The sequence below is a fragment of the Roseovarius sp. TE539 genome (genome assembly GCF_003298505.1).
Classification (GTDB): domain Bacteria; phylum Pseudomonadota; class Alphaproteobacteria; order Rhodobacterales; family Rhodobacteraceae; genus Roseovarius.
The window spans coordinates 24,653-44,784 of sequence record NZ_QNGB01000017.1; the positions used below are offsets into that span (position 1 = coordinate 24,653).

At 63.7% G+C, this 20,132-nt stretch carries 18 protein-coding genes; 14 read left to right on the forward strand and 4 right to left on the reverse strand.

Translation table 11 applies throughout. The features are described from left to right. Positions 1–12: 12 nt before the first annotated feature. Entirely contained in the window at positions 13–711 is a 699-nt protein-coding gene (locus DQW77_RS11675; protein ID WP_113258408.1) for an SGNH/GDSL hydrolase family protein, read from the reverse strand. A gap of 208 nt (positions 712–919) precedes the next feature. Between DQW77_RS11675 and DQW77_RS11680 the strand changes: the two genes are divergently transcribed. The 9 genes from DQW77_RS11680 (at position 920) to DQW77_RS11720 (ending at position 9,041) form a co-directional block, all read left to right on the forward strand. Continuing rightward, the gene (locus DQW77_RS11680) at positions 920–1,849 is read left to right on the forward strand and encodes an ABC transporter ATP-binding protein (protein ID WP_113258409.1); all 930 of its coding nucleotides are present in this window, start codon (positions 920–922) and stop codon (positions 1,847–1,849) included. After that, positions 1,846–2,607: an ABC transporter permease gene (locus DQW77_RS11685; protein ID WP_113258410.1), complete on the forward strand. Its 762-nt coding sequence runs from the start codon at positions 1,846–1,848 to the stop codon at positions 2,605–2,607. The genes DQW77_RS11680 and DQW77_RS11685 overlap by 4 nt, the downstream gene beginning before the upstream one ends. Before the next feature lie 106 nt (positions 2,608–2,713). Further along, entirely contained in the window at positions 2,714–3,529 is an 816-nt protein-coding gene (locus DQW77_RS11690; protein WP_113258411.1) for a S49 family peptidase, read from the forward strand. Between the two features lie 168 nt (positions 3,530–3,697). After that, a complete protein-coding gene (locus DQW77_RS11695) occupies positions 3,698–4,660 on the forward strand; it encodes a calcium/sodium antiporter (RefSeq protein ID WP_404947934.1) in 963 nt (320 codons plus the stop codon). A 13-nt stretch (positions 4,661–4,673) separates the two neighbouring features. Next, a complete protein-coding gene (locus DQW77_RS11700) occupies positions 4,674–5,453 on the forward strand; it encodes an SDR family oxidoreductase (RefSeq protein ID WP_113258412.1) in 780 nt (259 codons plus the stop codon). A gap of 290 nt (positions 5,454–5,743) precedes the next feature. Continuing rightward, positions 5,744–7,612 carry an excinuclease ABC subunit UvrC gene (gene uvrC / locus DQW77_RS11705; protein WP_113258413.1) on the forward strand — a complete coding sequence of 623 codons (1,869 nt, stop codon included), beginning with the start codon at positions 5,744–5,746 and terminating at the stop codon, positions 7,610–7,612. 53 nt (positions 7,613–7,665) lie between these two features. After that, entirely contained in the window at positions 7,666–8,334 is a 669-nt protein-coding gene (gene pgsA, locus DQW77_RS11710) for a CDP-diacylglycerol--glycerol-3-phosphate 3-phosphatidyltransferase (protein ID WP_113258450.1), read from the forward strand. Next, positions 8,331–8,576 carry a molybdopterin converting factor subunit 1 gene (gene moaD / locus DQW77_RS11715; RefSeq protein ID WP_113258414.1) on the forward strand — a complete coding sequence of 82 codons (246 nt, stop codon included), beginning with the start codon at positions 8,331–8,333 and terminating at the stop codon, positions 8,574–8,576. Before pgsA ends, moaD begins: the two co-directional genes overlap by 4 nt. A gap of 3 nt (positions 8,577–8,579) precedes the next feature. After that, entirely contained in the window at positions 8,580–9,041 is a 462-nt protein-coding gene (locus tag DQW77_RS11720; RefSeq protein ID WP_113258415.1) for a molybdenum cofactor biosynthesis protein MoaE, read from the forward strand. A gap of 104 nt (positions 9,042–9,145) precedes the next feature. On the opposite strand, the gene DQW77_RS11725 is transcribed toward DQW77_RS11720, so the two are convergent. Then, complete coding sequence (locus DQW77_RS11725) at positions 9,146–10,366, reverse strand: UbiH/UbiF/VisC/COQ6 family ubiquinone biosynthesis hydroxylase (protein WP_113258416.1); 1,221 nt, start codon at positions 10,364–10,366, stop codon at positions 9,146–9,148. Positions 10,367–10,455: 89 nt separating this feature from the next. On the opposite strand from DQW77_RS11725, the gene DQW77_RS11730 reads away from it, so the two are divergent. The 4 genes from DQW77_RS11730 (at position 10,456) to DQW77_RS11745 (ending at position 17,010) form a co-directional block, all read left to right on the forward strand. After that, positions 10,456–11,784 (forward strand): amidase, encoded by a 1,329-nt coding sequence (locus DQW77_RS11730; RefSeq protein ID WP_113258417.1) that lies wholly within the window; start codon positions 10,456–10,458, stop codon positions 11,782–11,784. A gap of 145 nt (positions 11,785–11,929) precedes the next feature. Next, a complete protein-coding gene (locus DQW77_RS11735) occupies positions 11,930–13,108 on the forward strand; it encodes an aminotransferase class I/II-fold pyridoxal phosphate-dependent enzyme (protein WP_113258418.1) in 1,179 nt (392 codons plus the stop codon). A gap of 21 nt (positions 13,109–13,129) precedes the next feature. Continuing rightward, entirely contained in the window at positions 13,130–16,072 is a 2,943-nt protein-coding gene (locus tag DQW77_RS11740; RefSeq protein ID WP_113258419.1) for a DNA translocase FtsK, read from the forward strand. 314 nt (positions 16,073–16,386) lie between these two features. Beyond that, positions 16,387–17,010 carry an outer membrane lipoprotein carrier protein LolA gene (locus DQW77_RS11745; RefSeq protein WP_113258420.1) on the forward strand — a complete coding sequence of 208 codons (624 nt, stop codon included), beginning with the start codon at positions 16,387–16,389 and terminating at the stop codon, positions 17,008–17,010. 29 nt (positions 17,011–17,039) lie between these two features. On the opposite strand, the gene DQW77_RS11750 is transcribed toward DQW77_RS11745, so the two are convergent. Further along, the gene (locus DQW77_RS11750; RefSeq protein ID WP_113258451.1) at positions 17,040–17,633 is read right to left on the reverse strand and encodes a lytic transglycosylase; all 594 of its coding nucleotides are present in this window, start codon (positions 17,631–17,633) and stop codon (positions 17,040–17,042) included. A gap of 188 nt (positions 17,634–17,821) precedes the next feature. On the opposite strand from DQW77_RS11750, the gene hspQ reads away from it, so the two are divergent. After that, positions 17,822–18,148: a heat shock protein HspQ gene (gene hspQ, locus DQW77_RS11755; protein WP_113258452.1), complete on the forward strand. Its 327-nt coding sequence runs from the start codon at positions 17,822–17,824 to the stop codon at positions 18,146–18,148. Positions 18,149–18,305: 157 nt separating this feature from the next. On the opposite strand, the gene DQW77_RS11760 is transcribed toward hspQ, so the two are convergent. Beyond that, positions 18,306–19,880: a gamma-glutamyltransferase family protein gene (locus DQW77_RS11760; RefSeq protein WP_113258421.1), complete on the reverse strand. Its 1,575-nt coding sequence runs from the start codon at positions 19,878–19,880 to the stop codon at positions 18,306–18,308. Between the last annotated feature and the right edge of the window lie 252 nt (positions 19,881–20,132).

Consider the following 20,132-nt stretch of genomic DNA (forward strand, 5'->3'; position numbering starts at 1 on the left):
TTCGGGCTGCATTCAGTCATGGGCGGGATCGTTCCTGCGTATGATTCCGGCAATCCGGTCCGCGATCGCGGCGCTGCCCTTGACTGACGGATGGATCAAATCGATCGCGTGATGTGATCGGTCTCCGGGGGGCACCATGTCTGCCAGGCTCAGGAAGTGCAGCCCACCATCCAGTTCGGCCAGCCGTGCCATGCGGGCGTCCATCTTGTCGCCCTCGTCGGCGCAGCCCTCGATCGGAGAGTTGACCCCAGGGGTCCTGAGGTAGCCCACATAGATCACCTGTGCACCGGTGGCGCGCAGCCTGGAAAGCAAGCCGGGAATGACCCCGCTCCGCCCGTCATCCGAGATCAATCTGTCGATCCTGCGGTTACACACCGCACAGCCGCAGCCGAACCAGATATCGTTGCCACCGCCATTGACAATTATCCAGTCCCAGTCTCCGTCATGGTATTGCTTGGGGATGTTCAAACCCGCACTGCCTGAAATCGGCAGAACGTAGATCATCCGCGCACCAATGACCGAACGGTCGGTGACCTGGGTGCCGAGCTCCTTTTCAAGCGCATGTGATACGGACTGGCCCGTGAGCTTGTGGGATGCCATCAACGAGTCGCCCATCAGCAGTATCCGCGCGGTGCTGTCACGCGTAACCGGCTCGCCGCAGGCGGAAAGCATGAGGATGAGAGCCATAAGTCGCAGATGAGTCACTGTCATCCGGTTCACTTTCGTTATGCGCGATCGGACATATCTCACACATGGCCGGATAGCATTTGCCATGAAGGGTTTACACCCGAATAATCAAAGATCACACCATCTGCGCGGGGCTTTGCCACATCCCCGCACATGGGGTGGTGCACAAAGCGCGAGTTGCACGCGGTGCCACGGCTTCTAGTTTGAGCGGGTGGGATACGAAGGGGTTCGCATGGCACCAATTGTTGATGTTCAAGGTCTGCGCAAGGTCTACAAGGGCGGATTCGAGGCCCTCAGAGGCGTGGATCTGGTGATGGAGGAGGGCGAGATCCTTGCCCTTCTCGGACCGAACGGTGCGGGCAAGACAACGCTCATATCGGCGCTGTGCGGCATCACCAACCCGACAAGCGGCCGCGCGAAGGTTGCCGGCCATGATATCGTCAGCGATTATCGGGCGGCGCGCCGAATGATCGGGCTTGTGCCGCAGGAAGTGGCGCTGGAGCCTTTCGAGCGGGTCATCAACACGGTGCGATTCTCCCGGGGGCTTTTCGGCAAACCGCGTGACGACGCGCTTACCAAACGGCTGTTGCAGCAGTTGTCGCTCTGGGACAAGCGCCGAAGCCGCACGAAGGAACTTTCGGGCGGCATGAAACGGCGGGTTCTCATCGCCAAGGCGTTGTGCCACGAGCCGCGGGTGCTTTTTCTGGACGAACCGACGGCGGGCGTGGATGTCGAATTGCGTCGTGACATGTGGCAGATCGTGGAGGAGTTGAAGAAAAGCGGTGTCACCATCATCCTGACCACCCACTACATCGAGGAAGCAGAGGCGATCGCGGACCGTGTCGCGGTGATCAACCGAGGCGAGATTCTGCTGGTCGAAGAGAAGGAAGCGCTGATGGCGCGCATGGGGCGCAAGATGCTCCGCATCGACCTGAACGAGCCTGCGGCGGAGGTGCCCGATGACCTCAAGGGGTACGACCTTGAGCTTTCCGATGATGGCCGCTCGTTGACATATCACTACGACACGCACGGGGAACGGACCGGCATCACCAGCCTTCTTCAGGCGCTTTCGGCCGCGGGGATGTCCCTGAACGACATTCATACACGGCAATCAAGCCTGGAAGAGATATTCGTGGATCTGGTCAAGGAGGACGCCGCATGAACCTCCATGCCGTCTGGGCGATTTACGTCTACGAGATGAACCGGTTCTTCCGCACGCTGATGGAAAGCCTGTTGTCGCCGGTGATCTCGACATCGCTTTACTTCGTGGTCTTCGGGGCGGCGATCGGCAGCCGCATCGAGCAGGTGGAGGGCGTGAGCTACGGCGCCTTCATCGTGCCGGGGCTGATCATGCTTTCGGTGATGACACAGGCGATTTCCAACGCGTCGTTCGGGATCTATTTTCCCAAGTTCATAGGCACGATCTACGAACTGCTGTCGGCGCCGGCCAACTTCCTTGAAATCGTTCTTGGCTATGTCGGAGCGGCGGCCACCAAATCCTTGATGATCGGTGTCGTGATCCTGTTCACCGCGCAGTTTTTCGTCGAGCTCGAGATCCGGCATCCGTTGGCGATGCTGGCCTTTCTTGGTCTCACCTGCCTGTCCTTCTCGCTTTTCGGGTTCATCATCGGCATATGGGCCGAGAATTTTCAACAACTTCAGATAATTCCCTTGCTGGTCATCACGCCGCTTGTCTTTCTTGGCGGGTCTTTCTATTCGATCTCGATGTTGCCGCCGCTTTGGCAGACGATCACGCTTTTCAACCCGGTCGTCTATCTGATCTCCGGGTTCAGATGGGCCTTCTTCGGGCAGGCGGACGTTCCGGTTGGCCTAAGCCTGCTGGCGATCACGGGGTTCACGGCGCTGTGTCTGGCGCTGATATGGCTGATCTTCCGTACCGGGTACCGGATCAAGTCGTGAACACCCGGGCGATGCAACGGCAACCGGGCAACTTTTTTGCCGCCGCTCCGAGTTAGGAGGGTCTGGTGTCTTGTTTGTGCTGGCGCGGCAATCTAAATCGTCAGGGATGACATTCCGGCGACCTTACAGGATTTCCATACCATTCTTGAAGCGGGGCCCTCTGGTCTCGGTGGTCCGGCTTTCCGGTTCGATCGGATCGGGACCGCGGGCGCGGCTCAGCGATGAGGCGATCGGCCCGGTGATCGAGAAGGCGTTCAAGCGCGGCCGGCCCGCGGCGGTGGCGCTGTTGATCAACTCGCCCGGCGGCTCTCCGGTGCAGTCGTCTCTGATCGCGGCGCGTATACGGCGCCTCGCTGAGGAGAAATCGGTACCGGTCCATGCGTTCGTTGAAGATGTGGCGGCCTCTGGCGGGTACTGGCTTGCGGCGGCCGCGGACGACATATGGGTCGATCAGGGATCGATCGTTGGATCCATCGGCGTCATATCGGCCGGGTTCGGAGCGCCGGTCCTTCTGGCGCGGCAGGGTCTCGAGCGCCGCGTTCACACCTCGGCCAGGTCCAAGAGCATGCTGGACCCCTTCCTGCCCGAAAAGGAAGAGGATGTGGACAGGCTGAAAGGCATCCTGGAACAATTGCATGACGGCTTCACGGATTATGTGAAATCTCGGCGCGGTGACAAGCTTGATACCGGAGAAGAGCTTTTTACCGGAGAGTTCTGGCTGGGACGCAGGGCGATCTCGCTTGGCCTGGCGGATGGCGAGGCGCATCTCGTCCCCAAGCTTAAGGCACTTTATGGCGACAAGGTTCGTATTTCGCGCTACGGACAACGGCGCGGACTGCTACAGCGCTTTGGCGCTGACATGGCCCGGGATGCGCTTTCGGTTGTCGAGGAGCGGGCGGATTACGCCCGTTTCGGGCTCTGACTTGATAGTCAAGATCGTCACCCTCTTCCTGATTGGCATCGGGGTGCTTGCAATGTTCGGCAAGCTGCGTGTCCCGGGCCAGAAGCGGCTGGCCGCGGCGCGATGTCCCAAATGCGGAAAGTTCCGTATCGGCAAGGGGCCATGCGCCTGCGGGAAGGGCAGGCGCCGATGATATCAGTGTGGCTTTTCGCGCTGCTGGGATTGGTTATTCTTCTTCTGGCGGGTGACGCGCTCGTGAAGGGAGCAGTCAATCTCAGCCTGAGGCTTGGTGTGCCGGCTCTGATTGTCAGTCTGACCATTGTCGCCTTCGGCACGTCCGCACCCGAACTTCTGATTTCCGTGAACGCCGTGCTTGAGAACAAGCCCGGCCTCGCCTTGGGCAATGTCGTCGGTTCCAACATCGCGAACATCCTGCTGGTGCTTGGCGTCCCGGCCATAATCGCGGGGCTTCAGACCAGCGAATGCAACAGCCTCAAGACCTATGTCTTCATGCTGATTGCCTCTTGCCTCTTCATCGGCCTGGCTTTTTGGGGCGAGTTCAATTTCGTTTCCGGGCTCATCCTGCTGGCCGTGCTGTTTTTCGTCCTGGCGGATGCGTTCCGCGATGCGCATCAGCATCGCCGGGCCAACGCCCAGGTGCCGGTCACGAACGACCCCGAGGCAGTGGAGGGCGCTGACCCGGACATGCCCTGGTGGCAGATCGTCGTTTTCCTTCTGCTCGGCCTCGTTGGCCTGCCCCTTGGCGCGGATATCCTTGTCGACAACGCCTCGATAATCGCCCGGACATATGGTGTGAGCGATTCCGTGATCGGCCTCACACTGGTTGCACTCGGAACATCCCTGCCCGAACTGGCGACAACGGTGATGGCGGCCTTGCGCAAACAGGCGGACGTGGCGCTGGGCAACGTGATCGGGTCGAACATGTTCAACCTTCTCGCAATCATCGGAATCACATCACTCGTCGGCCCCATCCCGGTGGATCCGGAATTCCTGAAATTTGACCTTTGGGTCATGCTGGGTGCGTCGCTCCTGCTTATACCCGCCGTAGTTTTCTGCCGCGATATCGGAAGGGTGTGGGGCGTGGCCTTGACCGCGCTCTATCTGGCCTATGTCACTTTCGTGCTGAGTTGAACGGAGATGGAAAATGACGCGGGCTCTCGTGACAGGCGCAGGTCGCAGGTTGGGGCGGTGCATGGCCTGCGAATTGGCGCGGCGCGGTTTTGATGTGGCCGTGCATTACGCCGAATCCGCAGACCAGGCGATGGAAGTGGTTGACGAGATCCGCGATCTCGGAAGACAAGCGACGGCAATTCGGGCCGATCTTCTGGATGAAACACAAAGCGCGGGCCTTATACCGGCCGCCGCCGAAGCCCTCGGGGGCCCGCTGACGACGCTGGTCAACAATGCTTCTGTTTTCGAACATGATACGCTTCACTCCGCGACGCGCCAGAGCTGGGACCGCCACTTTGAAAGCAATCTTCGTGCGCCGGTGATATTGGCGCAAACCCTCGCCGCGCATGTTCCGGATCCCGTCACGGATGCAATGGGCGAACCGGTGGCGCAGGGCCTTATCGTGAACATGATCGACCAAAGGGTGCGCAAGCTGACGCCGGATCATTTCAGTTACACACTGGCCAAATCCGCACTTTGGACCTTTACCCGGACTGCGGCTCAGGCACTTGCACCCCGTGTCCGCGTCAATGCGATCGGCCCCGGCCCGACCTTGCAAGGCGCCCACCAGAGCGCCGAGGATTTCCGCCAACAAAGGGGCGCCACGATCCTGGAACGCGGGGCTGATCCCGAGGATATCACCGCCGCCCTGGGGTATCTCTTGACGGCCCGCGCGGTGACAGGACAGCTTCTGTGCGTCGATGGCGGACAGCATCTTGGCTGGAAGACGCCGGATATCGACGGGCTGGAATGAGCCCCCGGGGGTAGAGGTTTTACACCGGCGCCGATTCCGTTACCAAAGCGTTACAAAATCTTCAGTGTTTTCAGGATATTGCCCTGTGGAGATAAAAATAACACGGGAAAACAGTGTGTTAAGAGTTTGCCCAAAAAATAGGCAAATCAACGAACCGGGCCGAATCCAACGAAAATTTTCTGTTCACGGAAAGTTATCTCCAGACTTGTCCACAGAAAAAGTGGAAACCCTTTCCCTTGCTTTCGCCGGTCAGAGATTGCAGCCGCAACGGGGAATCATATCTTCATGTCATGAACGATGAACCTCGGGATACTGCTCCGGTCACCGGACATGCGCTGATCCAATCTTATCTGCGCACTCTCGACGGTTCGCCGGGTGTCTATCGGATGCTCGATGCGCAGGCGCGGGTTCTCTACGTGGGTAAGGCCCGCAACCTGCGCGCCCGTGTCTCAAGCTATGCGCGTCCGGGCGGACATACCGGGCGCATCGCGCGCATGATCCGCGAAACCGCGTCGATGATGTTCCTGACGACGGCGACCGAGACCGAAGCGCTGCTTCTGGAACAGAACCTGATCAAACAGCTCAAGCCGCGCTACAATGTCCTGCTTCGGGACGACAAGAGCTTTCCCAACATCCTGGTTTCCAAGGACCATCCCTATCCGCAGATTCGCAAGCATCGCGGCGCGAAGACCGAAAAGGGCGCCTATTACGGCCCCTTTGCAAGCGCCGGTGCCGTAAACCGGACGCTCAACCAGCTTCAGAAGGTGTTCTTGTTGCGCAACTGCTCTGACAGCGTGTTCGAGTCGCGCACCCGCCCCTGTCTTCTCTATCAGATCAAACGCTGCAGCGCGCCATGCGTGGACTACATCAGCGAGGCGGACTACGCGGCATCGGTCAAGGATGCCGAACGGTTCCTCGCCGGCAGGTCCACCCGCGTTCAGCAGACCCTCAAGGAACAGATGGCCGAGGCCTCTGCAGCGCTGGAATTTGAACGGGCGGCAGCGCTGCGAGACAGGATCAAGGCACTGACCCAGGTACAGACAAGTCAGGGGATAAACCCGCGCACCGTAACCGAGGCGGACGTGATCGCGCTCCACCTCGAGAACGGACAGGCCTGCGTTCAGGTTTTCTTCATCCGTGCCGGTCAGAACTGGGGCAATCGTGATTTCTACCCCCGTGTCGGGGCTGACGTTGAGGAGGCCGAGGTTCTGGAGGCGTTCATCGGTCAGTTCTACGACACCAAGGAACCGCCCCGGCGGCTGATCCTGTCGCACCCGATTGAAAATGCCGATCTCATGGAAGAGGCGCTGACTGACAAGCTGGGCCGCAAGGTCAGTCTTGCCGTGCCCAAGCGCGGTGAGAAGGCCGAGCTTGTGGACGGCGCCCTGCGCAATGCCCGCGAGACGCTTGCGCGAAAGATGGCTGAGACTGCGACCCAGGGCAAGTTGCTGAAGGGACTGGCCGAAGCCTTCGACCTGGAGGCGCCTCCGCAACGGATCGAGGTTTACGACAACTCCCACATCCAGGGACAGGATGCGGTCGGCGCGATGATCGTTTCTGGGCCTGAGGGTCTTGTGAAGAACCAGTACCGCAAGTTCAACATTCGCGGCGAAAACCTGACTCCGGGCGATGATTTCGGGATGATGAAAGAGGTTCTTGAGCGTCGGTTCAAACGCCTGCTCCGGGAGGATCCGGATCGGGCCGAGGGCCATTGGCCCGACCTTCTGCTTATCGACGGCGGGGCAGGGCAGGTCAGTGCGGTCAATGGTATCCTTGAGGATCTTGGCGTGGCTGACCTGCCGGTGATCGGTGTCGCCAAGGGCCCGGACCGTGACCACGGCAAGGAAGAATTCCATCGCCCCGGCAAACGGCCGGTCGCGCTGCCGCGCAACGATCCGGTGCTCTATTTCGTTCAGCGACTGAGGGACGAGGCGCACCGCTACGCCATAGGGACACACCGCGCGCGCCGCGCGAAGGCCGTGGGCGCAACGCCTCTGGACGAGGTGCCCGGTGTTGGCGCAGCGCGCAAGCGGGCATTGCTGGCGCATTTCGGCTCGGCCAAGGCGGTGAGTCGTGCCAACCTCGCGGACCTGCGTGCCGTGGAGGGTGTTTCGCAGCGTCTTGCGGAAAAGATTTATGCCCATTTCCAGGAAAGTTGAATGGCTTTAATCCGCCCTTCCTCTCGCATCCTCAAGCCGCTAAGACGGGGATGATGAGGTGGACCCTTCCGAATATCCTGACCACGCTCCGCCTGCTTGCGGCGCCGGGGGTGGCTGTGATGTTTCTATATTTCACAAGGCCTTACGCGGACTGGTTTGCACTTCTCCTGTTTGTTGGCGCGGCTTTGACGGACTGGATCGACGGATATCTGGCGCGGAGCTGGAAACAGGAAACAAAACTGGGGGCGATGCTTGACCCGATCGCGGACAAGGCGATGGTGGTCATCGCGCTCATGGTGATCGTGGGATTTTCAAGCATGTCGCCCTGGCTGGTGCTGCCGGCCACGGTGATCCTGTTCCGGGAGGTGTTCGTTTCCGGGCTGCGCGAATATCTTGGAGACACCGCCGGGACGCTGAAGGTCACGAAGCTCGCAAAATGGAAGACGACCGCGCAAATGATTGCGATCGCGACACTTTTTTCGCAGGGCGTGTTTGAACACTATTTCGGGATGTCGACCATGGGGATGGACCCCGATTTGGTCCGCGACATCGTGGAGGGGCGCGAAGATGACCTGCACGGGCTGCGCTGGAAGCTTGAAGGCATGATCTGGACCTGGCACGCAGGGCTGTGGCTGCTTTGGCTCGCGGCCGCGCTGACGCTTGTGTCGGGTGTGGATTACTTCAGAAAATCAATACCTTACCTTAAGGACAAGACGCCATGAACGTGATGTATTTCGCATGGGTGCGGGAAAGGGTAGGACGACCGTCGGAAGAAGTGGAGACCGCGGCGACAACGGTGCGGGAACTGGTTGACGAACTCACCGCGCGGGAGCCGCGTTATGCAGCGGCCTTTGCCGATCCGACGGCGCTCCGCGTTGCTGTCGATCAGCAGCTGAGCGATTTTGACGCGCCCTTGGAAAATGTCCGGGAAGTGGCGTTTTTTCCACCCATGACAGGGGGTTAAACCATGGATATCAGGGTGCAGGACGCGCCCTTCGATCTGGGTGCTGAATCCGGTGTTTTTGCCGCGCGGCAGAGCGGGATGGGCGCGGTCGTCACGTTTACGGGGATCGTGCGCGACAACGCTGCGGGCGACCTGAGCGAGATGATGATCGAACATTATCCCGGCATGACCGAGAAGGCCATCGGGGATATCGCCACGGAAGCGTCAAACCGCTGGAATCTTGGCGATATTCTGATCATTCACCGCTACGGTGCGTTGGCCCCGCAAGAGATGATCATGATGGTTGCCACATCCGCGCCGCACCGGTCTGATGCCTTTGAAGCCGCTGAGTTCCTCATGGATTTCCTGAAATCCCGTGCTCCGTTCTGGAAAAAGGAAGTGACCCGCGATTCGGCCCGCTGGGTCGAGGCGAAGGACGAGGACGAGGATGCCCTCTCGCGCTGGCGCTCGGGAGTGGCAGATTGAACAACCCGACGGTTTTGGATGGATTTCCCGAGCAGACAACCGGGGATGCCGAAAATTTCTCGTCCATATGGTCAGTCGCCGGTTCGAAGGCCCCACCCGGCGCCTCACCCCCGCATAAGCGCCGGCAGATCACCGGTGAGGCCGGCGGCCTCGCGGATGAGTCCGCGGCGCAATCCGGGGATTGCGTTCACCGCCCCCATGCCAAGGTCGCGCCCGAGGCGTAAGAACGGATTGTCGTTGGAAAATAGCCGGTTGGTCAGGTCGGTGGCCGCGGCAAGAGTGGCAGTATCGAAGCGGCGCCACTGCTGATAGCGCGCCAGCACGTCCTGCGCCCCGATATCCTCGCCGCGGCGCGCAGCTTCGTCCAGCACTTGTGCCAGAGCGGCCACGTCGCGCAGCCCGGCATTGAGACCCTGACCCGCGATAGGGTGCATGCCGTGTGCCGCGTCCCCGACCAGCGCAAGCCGGTCGGAGATGAAGCTGTCGGCAAGGCTCAATCCCAAAGGATATGTGAAGCGGCGCCCCTTGAGGCGAATTGGCCCCAGGAAATCGCCAAATCGCGGGCGCAGCACCTCCATGAACGCCGCATCGTCGAGCGTGGCGAAGCGTGCCGCTGTGGCATCGCTTTCGCTCCAGACGATGGAACTGACATTGCCGGGCAGGGGCAGGATGGCCAGCGGTCCGGGCGGCATGAAGAACTGGTGCGCAATGCCGTGATGCGGACGCTCATGCGCAATGGCGGCCACGAGTGCCGTCTGACCGTAGCCCCAGCCGGTGCGATGTATGCCTGCCCGAAGGGCCGTTCCCGAGCCGCGCCCGTCGGCCCCGACCAGCACCTGCGCCGAAAGCGTGCGCCCCGTTTCCAGGGTCACCGTGGCGCCCCGGCCCGAAATCTCCTGAGCGGTCACGGCCTTTCCCGAGATCCGGGTGATGGAATTATTTTCACCCATCGCGTCAAGAAGGGCACGGCGCAGGAACCGATCCTCGAGCATGTGACCCATCGGGCCTTCCTCGATCTCGGCATGGTCGAAATCCAGCCCGAATGGCGAGGCCGGGCCCTCGCCGGCCCGCCCGTCGCTGACCCGGATCCGGTTGATCGGCTCTGCGCGGTCGGAAACGCGCTCCCAGACGCCGATATTGCGCAGCAGCCGGGCCGACGCGATGGCAAGCGCGTAGGCGCGTCCGTCAAATCCGGCGTCTCGGCGCACGGTTTCGCCGAGCGCGTCGACAACTGTGACGCCAAAGCGGGCCCCGGCCAGCGCGAGGGCAAGTGCCGGGCCACCCAGTCCACCGCCAACGATCAGAATGTCGGTTCGATCGGTCATGCGCCAAATATGGCGGTCGCTGCGGGATTGTCCATGCGCCGCGGCGCCGCTACCGTCCCTGCCGGAAAGAAATGTCGAGGGGACGGGACATGCGCGAATGGTTGAACATGGGGGCGGTGGAACTTGGGCGCGGCATTGGCCGGGCAGAGATCGACCCGGTGGCGCTGACCGAGACGTATCTGGACGCGATCGCGGCGCATCCGGCGCGCGATCGGATCTATTCCGTGGTCACCGCCGGACGCGCGCGGGCCGAGGCCGAGGCGGCGGCCGACCGGGCGCGTGCCGGGCAACGGCTGAGCCTTCTGGACGGTGTGCCCATAAGCTGGAAGGATCTTTTCGACAGTGCTGGCGTGGCCACCGAAGCCGGATCGGCCCTGCTGGAGGGGCGGGTGCCGGCGCATGACGCGCGGGTGCTGCGCAACGCGGGCGCCTCGGGCCTTGTCTGCCTCGGCAAGACGCACATGAGCGAGCTGGCCTTTTCGGGGCTTGGACTGAACCCCAGCATGGAAACGCCGCCCTGCGTCAACGACCCTGAGGCCGTGCCCGGCGGGTCATCTTCGGGCGCGGCGGCAAGCGTGGCGTTCGGGTTGGCGGCGGCGGGAATCGGCAGCGATACTGGCGGATCGGTGCGTATCCCCGCGGCGTGGAACGACCTTGTCGGGCTCAAGACGACCCCGGGGCGGCTTTCGCTGGAGGGGGTAGTGCCGCTGGCGCCACGCTTCGACACGGTGGGACCGTTGGCGCGAAACGTGGAGGACGCGGCCTTTCTGCTGGCGGCACTTGAGGGGGCGCGGGTGCCGGATCTGCGCGGGACTTCCCTCAAGGGATGCCGGTTTGCCGCTCTTCGGACCGTGGTGCTGGATGATCTGCGCGAAGGCCCGGCGCGCGCCTATGTCGAGGCGGTTGCGCGCCTGACGGAAGCGGGTGCCGAGATTGAGGAAGCCGACGCGCCGGAAGTGTCCGAGGCGATGCCGATGTCGGGGGTCCTTTACACAGGGGAAGCCTACGGTCTTTGGGGCGAGACGATCGAAGCGGCGCCGGAGAAGATGTTCGCGCCGGTCCGTGAGCGGTTTCGTGGCGGGCGCGACGTGAGTGCTGCCGAATACGTGGGCGCGTGGCGGCGGCTGGACCGGCTGCGGGCGGAGTGGCGGTCGCGTTTCGCGGGTCATGACGCGGTGATCATGCCCACTGCGCCCAACCTGCCGCCCGACGCCGCGCGGTTGATGGCGGACGGTGAATATTACGTCAACGAGAACCTCCTGACCCTGCGCAATACGCGTGTGGGCAACCTGATGGGCCTGTGCGCGGTGAGCCTGCCCACCGGCGTGCCGTCCTGCGGACTCATGCTCTGTGCACCACCGGGGGCGGAGGCGCGCCTGCTGCGCCTCGCGCAGGCGGCCGGCGCGGCACTGTCGTGACCGGGCGGGTCCGGATGCCATAATTGCCACAGGCCCGGCGCGCGGGGTGATTTTTGTTGGACCTGAGAGGGTTGCTTGGGTAGATTCCAATCAAACGGGGCGAAAAACGACCCCGGGCCCTGAGGCAGTACAGGTTGAACGAGCGATGCTCCCCGAGCGGTTTTCGAACCTACCGGAATACGCGTTTCCGCGCTTGCGGCGGCTTCTGGACGCACATGCGCCGGGCGGTGACGTGGTGCATATGAGCATCGGTGAGCCGAAGCATCCGTTCCCCCCGTGGATCGCCGGGATCGTGGCCGGGCATGCGGCGGAATTCGCCCGCTATCCCGTCAACGAGGGCAGTTCGGGATTGCTTTCGGCGGCGGCAGGCTGGATCAAACGGCGCTATGACGTGGAGGTGGAGCCGCAAACCCGGATTATTGCCCTCAACGGCACCCGCGAAGGGCTTTACAATGCCATGATGGCACTCTGCCCCGAGGACAAGCGCGGCAATCGGCCCGTCGTCCTGATGCCGAATCCGTTCTATCAGGTCTACATGGTGGCGGCGCTGAGCGTGGGCGCCGAGCCGGTTTTCCTGCCTGCCACCCGAGAGACCGGGCATCTGCCCGATTTCAATGCCGTGGCCCCGGAGATCCTGGATCGTACCGCGGTCGTCTACCTGTGCTCCCCGTCCAACCCGCAGGGAGCGGTGGCGGATCGGGGCTACTGGGCCGATCTTCTGGTGCTGGCGGAAAAGCACGATTTCATCGTCTTCGCGGATGAATGCTATTCCGAGATCTATCGTGACCTCCCGCCGCCCGGCGTGCTTGAGGTGGCGGCCGGGCAGGGCACCGACCCCGAGCGGGTGCTGGCCTTTCACAGCCTTTCCAAGCGTTCCAACCTGCCGGGATTGCGCAGCGGCTTTGCCGCCGGGGGGCCACGGGCGATCGCGCGGATGCGGCAATTGAGGGCCTATGCCGGCAGTCCCCTGCCGATGCCGTTGCAGTATGCCGCCGAGGCAGCATGGAAGGATGACGCCCATGTCGAGGAAAACAGGCGCCTCTACGCCGAAAAATACGTGGTCGCCGACCGGATTCTTGGCGATGTGCCGGGTTACGAGGGCCCGGACGCGGGGTTTTTCCTTTGGTTGCCGGTTGATGATGGCGAAGCTGCGGCGTTGAAGCTGTGGAAGGAGACCGGCGTGCGGGTCCTGCCCGGCGCGTATCTGAGCCGCGCCACCGGGGCCGGAAATCCCGGCGCGGCATATATCAGGGCCGCGATGGTGGCCCCGACGGACGAGATGGCGCTGGGGCTGGACCGGCTTCGCGGTTGTCTCTGGAACTGAGAATTGAAGGCGAGGAACAGGATGGCATATCAGGCACGCGGGCGCGACCCGCTTCTGGACGGCAACATGGCGCAGGCGATCGAACGGCGCGGCATCGAGCTTCTGGGGTTGTCGATGCTGGTTCTGGCGGCACTGGTGGCGGCGCTGGCCTTCAGCTACAGCCCTGACGATCCGAGTTGGCTTTCCGCCACGGACGCGCCGGTGCAGAACTGGCTGGGCCAGCCGGGTGCGACGATTGCCGCGACGCTGTTCATGATCGCCGGCCTGTCGGTCTGGGGTCTGCCGGTGGCCCTGGTGGTTTGGGGCCTGCGCCTGATCCTGCATCGCGGACAGGAGCGTGCCCTTGCCCGGCTGGTCTTCGCGCCGGTCTGGATCGCGCTGGTCGCGCTTTACGCGGCATCGCTTGCGCCGGGCGGTGCGTGGTCCGCTGCGCACAGTTTCGGGCTGGGTGGTCTTTTCGGTGACACGATCCTGGCCGCGCTTCTCAATATCCTGCCGGTATCCGCTGCACTGGGGCTGAAGATACTGTCGTTCTGGCTTGGCATTGGCGTGCTTTTGCTGGGCGGTTACGTGAGCGGGCTGGACCGGGCCGAGACGGGGCGCATCCTGCGGTTCCTGCGCGACAGCCTGCGAATGACGCTTGGCGGGCTGGCCGGTGCCGCGCGCGCCACACGCACGCGCCGGAGCGCAGGCACGGATGCAGCCAGCGACGGTGACGGGCGGGTCAGCGGCAGCTGGGCCGAAGCCACGACGCGGGTGCAGCCGCGGGTTTCGCGGCCCGGTGGTGACATCGCGAAAGAGGCCGCAGACGCCCCCGGCACCATGGCCGAACATCCCCCGGAACCCGATTCGCGCGGCGGTGGCGGGTTGCTGTCGCGGATGCCGTCGCTGATGCGGCGCCCTGACCCGATGCCGGAACCCGAGTTGGTGGAGCGGGAGCCGGAATCACTGCCTGACGAGACGATGCCCGGAGACGCGCGCATCCGCCGCAAGATCGCTGACGTGATCCGTGACCGTGTGCGCCGCAATCCTGATTTCGAGGTGGCCAGCGTGGCGCCCCTGACCCGGGGACGGGGCCGTGGCCCGGCGCCCCTGCTGGCCTCGACCTCGGTACCGGCGGCCGATGGCCTGCCGCCCGAACCGCCCCTGACCGCTTCGCATGGCACGGAAACACCCAACCCGGATGGTGCGGCCGGCCCGGAAGCCCCGTTCGTGGCCGCACCGGAGATGGCCACACCCGACCCGCAGGCGATGACCGATCCGTTGCCGGGAACGGACCAGCATGCGCCGGCGGCCCCGTCCAGCACGGCGGGATCGGCGCCGCGCATCCCCGTGTCCGAGCCGCGGCGCGTGGTGCAGCATACTCCGCGCAAATCTCCGCCGCCCTCGGCACGTGCCGAGGCGGAGGCACAGCCATCCCTGCAGTTCGAGGAGGTCGAGCGGCCGGTCTTCGAACTGCCGCCGCTTAGCCTTCTGACCAACCCTGAGGTCATCGAGCGCCATCACCTGAGCGATGATGCGCTGGAGGAAAACGCCAGGATGCTGGAGAACGTGCTTGATGATTACGGCGTCAAGGGCGAGATCGTGAGCGTACGCCCCGGCCCGGTTGTCACCATGTACGAACTTGAACCCGCCCCGGGCCTCAAAGCGAGCCGCGTCATCGGGCTTGCCGATGACATCGCCCGGTCGATGAGCGCGCTTTCGGCGCGCGTGTCCACGGTTCCGGGCCGTTCGGTGATCGGCATAGAACTGCCCAATGAAAGCCGCGAGATGGTGGTCCTTCGGGAGATCCTGTCGACCCGCGATTTTGGCGACGGCAACCAGAAATTGCCCTTGGCGCTTGGCAAGGATATCGGCGGTGATCCGATCGTCGCGAACCTGACCAAGATGCCTCATCTGCTGATCGCCGGGACCACCGGGTCGGGCAAGTCGGTTGCGATCAACACCATGATTCTCAGCCTGCTCTACAAGCTGACGCCCGAGGAATGCCGGCTGATCATGATCGATCCCAAGATGCTTGAGCTTTCGGTCTATGACGGCATCCCGCACCTGCTGAGCCCGGTGGTGACCGACCCCAAGAAGGCGGTGGTCGCGCTCAAGTGGGTGGTGGCCGAGATGGAGGAACGCTACCGCAAGATGTCGAAGATGGGGGTGCGCAACATCGACGGCTACAACGGCCGCGTGAACGAAGCCCTGTCGAAGGGCGAGATGTTCAGCCGCACCGTGCAGACCGGCTTTGACGACGAGACCGGCGAACCGATCTTCGAGACCGAGGAGATCGTGCCGGAGAAGATGCCCTATATCGTGGTGATCGTGGACGAGATGGCCGACCTGATGATGGTCGCCGGCAAGGAGATCGAGGCCTGCATCCAGCGCCTGGCCCAGATGGCGCGGGCGAGCGGAATTCACCTGATCATGGCCACGCAGCGCCCGTCGGTGGACGTGATCACCGGCACGATCAAGGCCAATTTCCCCACGCGCATCAGCTTCCAGGTGACCTCGAAGGTCGACAGCCGCACCATCCTCGGAGAGATGGGGGCCGAGCAGCTTCTGGGCATGGGCGACATGCTCTACATGGCCGGGGGCGCCAAGATCACCCGCTGCCACGGGCCCTTCGTGAGCGACGAGGAGGTCGAGGAGGTGGTTTCGAACCTCAAGGCCTACGGGCCGCCGGAATACGTGCGCAACGTGCTGGACGGGCCCGAGGACGACAAGGCCGAGAGCATCGACGCGGTGCTGGGCCTTTCGACCGGCGGCAACACCACCGGCGAGGACGCGCTTTACGACCAGGCGGTGCAGATCGCGGTGAAGGACCGCAAATGCTCGACCTCCTACATCCAGCGCAAGCTGGCGATCGGCTACAACAAGGCCGCGCGTCTGGTGGAGCAGATGGAGGAGGAGGGCGTTGTCAGCGCCGCCAACCACGTGGGCAAGCGCGAGGTGCTGGTGCCCGAGCAGGGGTAGGAACGCGGAGGCGGGTGGAGTGACGGGCCTTTTGCCCCTTGAATGGCTCGCACCGGAGCGCCCCGCCCCCGCGCCGGAGCCTCCGGGTGCGGTTCGCGGGATGGGCGCGAGCACCCATCCCACGCACGGAGAGATGCCTTTCGGTGAAACGCAGCCCGGGGCCGCGCGGACCGGTCGACGGGGTCGTCGTGCCAAGGCATCGGGTGGTGCGGGTGCGGGCTTGATAAAGGGTGCGGCCATGATGATATTCTTGAAGGCGTGGCACCACCACGCGCGACCACGGCCGACACCCCTTGAAGAGGAGCACCGCGCTGATGCGTTTCACCGGACTTGCCCTGGCCGCGGCGATCGGCCTTGCCACCGTGCTTCCGGCGGTGGCGGCCGAGGACGCGGCCGAGAAGCTGACGCTGCGCGAGATCTCGGCCTATCTCAACGGGCTGGGGACGGCGCGGAGCGATTTCACCCAGATCAACGATGACGGCACGATCAGCACCGGGCGGTTCTATCTCAAGCGGCCCGGAAAGGTGCGGTTCGAATACGACCCGCCCGAGGAGATCCTGGTGGTCGCCAATGGCGCAACGGTGGGCGTTGTGGACGGAAAGTCCAACGCGGGTACACAGGCCTACCCGTTGAACCAGACTCCGCTCAAGATCATCCTGGCGCGCAAGGTGGACCTGACGCGCGAACGCATGGTCACCGCACATGCGAGTGACGGCACCAGCACGAGGATCACCGCGCAGGACCCCGAGAACCCCGATTACGGCAATATCGAACTGGTCTTCACCGGTGATCCGGTGGAGCTCAGGCAGTGGGTGATCAATGACGGTGGCGGAAGCCGCACCACGGTCATTCTTGGGGCGCTCGAAGAGGTGGATCGGCTAGACGCCGAGCTGTTCGAGATCCCGGGCCTGCCCGACGCCGCACCCGCCGACCGCTGAGCGGGGGCGCATGGGGGCGCATGGCGTCCTCAGAAGATCCCGCCGCAGCGTTGCAGTTGCGACCGGTAGGTTCGCGACCGCGCGCCCACCTCGCCGGCGACACGCATCAGCCAGGGCTTGCGGCGGTAGCTTTGCCGCGCATAGCCGCCTCGCCCCTCGTGATAGGCCAGGTATTGCCGGCGCGCATCGCTCATGGGAATGCCCAGACGCTCGTTGGACTTTGCCATGTACCAGCCCATGAAATCGGCCGCGTCATGGATGTTGTCGCGCCGTCCCCCGAAGCGGCGGGTTTCGTCCCGGTATTCGTCCCACGTCCCGTCGAGGGCTTGCGAATACCCGAAGGCGGAGCTTTGCCGGCCCATCGGGATCACGCCGAGCGCCCAGCGGTAAGGTGTCCGGGCGTCCGAGACGAATTTGCTTTCCTGGTAGATGGTGGCCATCTGGACATGCACGGGCACGCCCCACCGGCGTTCGGCGGCGCGGAAGGCGCGAAGGTATTCGGGACGCTCGTTGATGATCGAACAGGCGTCACTCAGCGTGTCGGGTGGCGTGCCGTACCCTCCCCCGCGGCCACAGGCGGCCACGAGGACAATCAGGACCAGCGCGCGAAGAGTTCTGCTCATCTGCCTCTCGCTTTCTTGGTTTTTTGCACAGTCTATCGCAAAGCCGCGCGCGGGGAAATCCTGATTTCCAAAGGTGCTCCGGGCCACTGTCGGGATCGGGTTCACAGACTGTTTCCCGAACGCCGGGGGACGGAATTGGACAAACCGCCCTTGAAACCGCTAGTCTCTGCCGTTAGGGGCAACTGATGATGTTGAAGACTCGTGCGAAATATCACCTTGGCCAAGTCGTGCGCCACAAGAAGCACCCGTTCCGGGGTGTCGTGTTCGATGTTGATCCCGAATTTTCCAACACCGAGGAATGGTATCATGCCATCCCGGAGGACAGCCGTCCTGCCAGGGAACAGCCGTTCTATCACCTTCTGGCCGAGAACGAGCAAAGCTACTACGTGGCGTATGTGAGCGAACAGAATCTCGTCGCGGACTATTCCGGCGAACCTGTGGAGCATCCTGACATACCCGATCTTTTCGGACCGTTCGAGGACGGGCACTACCCGCTGCATTTCCAGCTCAATTGAGGGGACGCCGGCACTGCGCCGGCATCTCGGGGAGTCGCATCGGTCGGGTCAGGTAAAGGCCTTTGCCGGCTTTGCCTTCGAGGTGTCGGCCGTAACGATCACCGCCTGCGACCCGGGAGGCCGGCCTTGACCGGCCGGGAACGTGCCCCCTTGCGCCTCAATATCCCAGGGCGCAGCCGTCCTTGCGGGGATCGCTTGCGCCTTCGAGCACGCCGTCGCCACGGATAAGGATCGCCTGTGCGCCGCCAATGGGTTCCTCCGGGGTGACCACGTTGTGACCCAATTCCGCGAGGGCGGCGCGCGTGGCCTCCGGATAGCCGCGTTCGACCCTCAGGTCGCCTTCATGGGCAAAGCAGCGCGGCGCGTCGATGGCGCTCTGCGGGTCCAGGCCGAAGTCACGCAGGTTGGACAGGAAGCGCGCGTGCCCGTTGGGCTGGTAGGCCCCGCCCATCACTCCGAAAGGCATGGTGACGCGCCCGCCCTCGCGCAGCATTCCGGGAATGATCGTGTGCATCGGGCGCTTTCCGCCCGCCATTTCGTTGGGGTGCCCGGGTGTCAGGGAAAAGCCGCTGCCGCGGTTCTGGAAAAGGATCCCGAACTTTTCGGACGCGATCCCGGAACCGAAGCTGCGGAAGATGGAATAGATCAGCGATACCGCCATGCGATCCCGGTCCACCACCGTGATGTAGACAGTGTCGCGGTGAACCGATTCGGTCAGCGGTGCGGCACTCGGCATGGCCTGTCGCGGGTCGATCAGCTCCGCCAGCCGGGCGGCGGTTTCAGGGGCCAGCATGTGCTCGAGCCGCGCGGTATGATCCGGATCGGCAAGAAGCCGGTTGCGCGCGTCATAGGCCAGTTTTGCCGCCTCGGCCTCGATATGGGCGCGCTGCGCACCCAGCGGATCCATCGAGGCGATGTCGAAATGCGCAAGGATACCCGCCATCAGGATTGCCGTCGCGCCCTGGCCGTTCGGTGGATGCTCGACCAGTTCGACATCACGGTAACGGCCGCTGACAGGCGTGGCCTCAAGGCTGCGGTGACCCGTGAAATCTTCGGGTGCGTGGACCCCGCCAAGCGCTTTGAGCGCCGCCAGCATGTCCTCGGCGACCTCGCCATCGTAGAAGGCATCGCGCCCGTCACGTGCGATGCGGCGCAGAACCTCGGCCTGCGCGGGGGCGCGGAAGATCGTACCGGGGGCCGGTGCGGTACCTTCGGGCAGGTAGTGTTCGCGGGCCGCTCCTTGCAGGAAGCCGGCCGCGCCCTGCCAGTCGAATGCGACGCGCGGGGCGATAGGCACGCCCTCTTCGGCGTATCGGATGGCCGGGGCGAGAATCGCGTCCAGCCCGAGCACGCCGTGCGAGTCCGAGAGTTGGCAGAAGGCGTCGACGGCCCCCGGGATGGTCACCGCCTCCGGGCTGCCGGCCGGCACCGTTTCGTGGCCCGCCGCCCGCATGGCTGCCGCCGAGGCGGCGGCCGGAGCGCGGCCCGAGCCGTTCAGCGCCCGCACCGGACCGTCCGGCGTGGCATGCAGCACGAAGCAGTCGCCCCCGATACCCGTCATTTGCGGTTCGCAGATGCCCAGAAGCACAGCACCGGCGATCGCCGCGTCCATCGCGTTGCCACCCCGGGCCATGATGTCGACGGCGGCATGCGCCGCAAGCGGATGGGAGGTGGCGCAAAGGCCGTTGGCAGCGAGGACCGGCGAGCGGCCGGGCAAATGGAAATCACGCATCTGTTCTCAGGCTCCTTCGGATGATTCGAACACCCTAGAGCACCGGGCAGGAAGACTGAACAGGGTCGCGCGGGCAAATCCGGCCGGGGGCACCGGGACCGGTGGAGGATGTTGCATGCCGTCGGGCCTGAACCTCCTCGGCATGCGGTCAGTGATGTTGGGGGAAGACCTCGACGCCGCGTGCTGGGTGGGGGCAATTGAACGCGACGCCGAGGGAAGCCATTTGCAGCTACAAAACAAGGTATGACCGGT

What these genes read in the sequence shown, in the direction of transcription:
- DQW77_RS11675 (WP_113258408.1), bottom strand. Translation starts at nt 711, where the DNA reads ATGACAGTGACTCATCTGCGACTTATGGCTCTCATCCTCATGCTTTCC.
- DQW77_RS11680 (WP_113258409.1), top strand. Translation starts at nt 920, where the DNA reads ATGGCACCAATTGTTGATGTTCAAGGTCTGCGCAAGGTCTACAAGGGC.
- DQW77_RS11685 (WP_113258410.1), top strand. Translation starts at nt 1,846, where the DNA reads ATGAACCTCCATGCCGTCTGGGCGATTTACGTCTACGAGATGAACCGG.
- DQW77_RS11690 (WP_113258411.1), top strand. Translation starts at nt 2,714, where the DNA reads ATGACATTCCGGCGACCTTACAGGATTTCCATACCATTCTTGAAGCGG.
- DQW77_RS11695 (WP_404947934.1), top strand. Translation starts at nt 3,698, where the DNA reads ATGATATCAGTGTGGCTTTTCGCGCTGCTGGGATTGGTTATTCTTCTT.
- DQW77_RS11700 (WP_113258412.1), top strand. Translation starts at nt 4,674, where the DNA reads ATGACGCGGGCTCTCGTGACAGGCGCAGGTCGCAGGTTGGGGCGGTGC.
- uvrC (WP_113258413.1), top strand. Translation starts at nt 5,744, where the DNA reads ATGAACGATGAACCTCGGGATACTGCTCCGGTCACCGGACATGCGCTG.
- pgsA (WP_113258450.1), top strand. Translation starts at nt 7,666, where the DNA reads ATGAGGTGGACCCTTCCGAATATCCTGACCACGCTCCGCCTGCTTGCG.
- moaD (WP_113258414.1), top strand. Translation starts at nt 8,331, where the DNA reads ATGAACGTGATGTATTTCGCATGGGTGCGGGAAAGGGTAGGACGACCG.
- DQW77_RS11720 (WP_113258415.1), top strand. Translation starts at nt 8,580, where the DNA reads ATGGATATCAGGGTGCAGGACGCGCCCTTCGATCTGGGTGCTGAATCC.
- DQW77_RS11725 (WP_113258416.1), bottom strand. Translation starts at nt 10,366, where the DNA reads ATGACCGATCGAACCGACATTCTGATCGTTGGCGGTGGACTGGGTGGC.
- DQW77_RS11730 (WP_113258417.1), top strand. Translation starts at nt 10,456, where the DNA reads ATGCGCGAATGGTTGAACATGGGGGCGGTGGAACTTGGGCGCGGCATT.
- DQW77_RS11735 (WP_113258418.1), top strand. Translation starts at nt 11,930, where the DNA reads ATGCTCCCCGAGCGGTTTTCGAACCTACCGGAATACGCGTTTCCGCGC.
- DQW77_RS11740 (WP_113258419.1), top strand. Translation starts at nt 13,130, where the DNA reads ATGGCATATCAGGCACGCGGGCGCGACCCGCTTCTGGACGGCAACATG.
- DQW77_RS11745 (WP_113258420.1), top strand. Translation starts at nt 16,387, where the DNA reads ATGCGTTTCACCGGACTTGCCCTGGCCGCGGCGATCGGCCTTGCCACC.
- DQW77_RS11750 (WP_113258451.1), bottom strand. Translation starts at nt 17,633, where the DNA reads ATGAGCAGAACTCTTCGCGCGCTGGTCCTGATTGTCCTCGTGGCCGCC.
- hspQ (WP_113258452.1), top strand. Translation starts at nt 17,822, where the DNA reads ATGTTGAAGACTCGTGCGAAATATCACCTTGGCCAAGTCGTGCGCCAC.
- DQW77_RS11760 (WP_113258421.1), bottom strand. Translation starts at nt 19,880, where the DNA reads ATGCGTGATTTCCATTTGCCCGGCCGCTCGCCGGTCCTCGCTGCCAAC.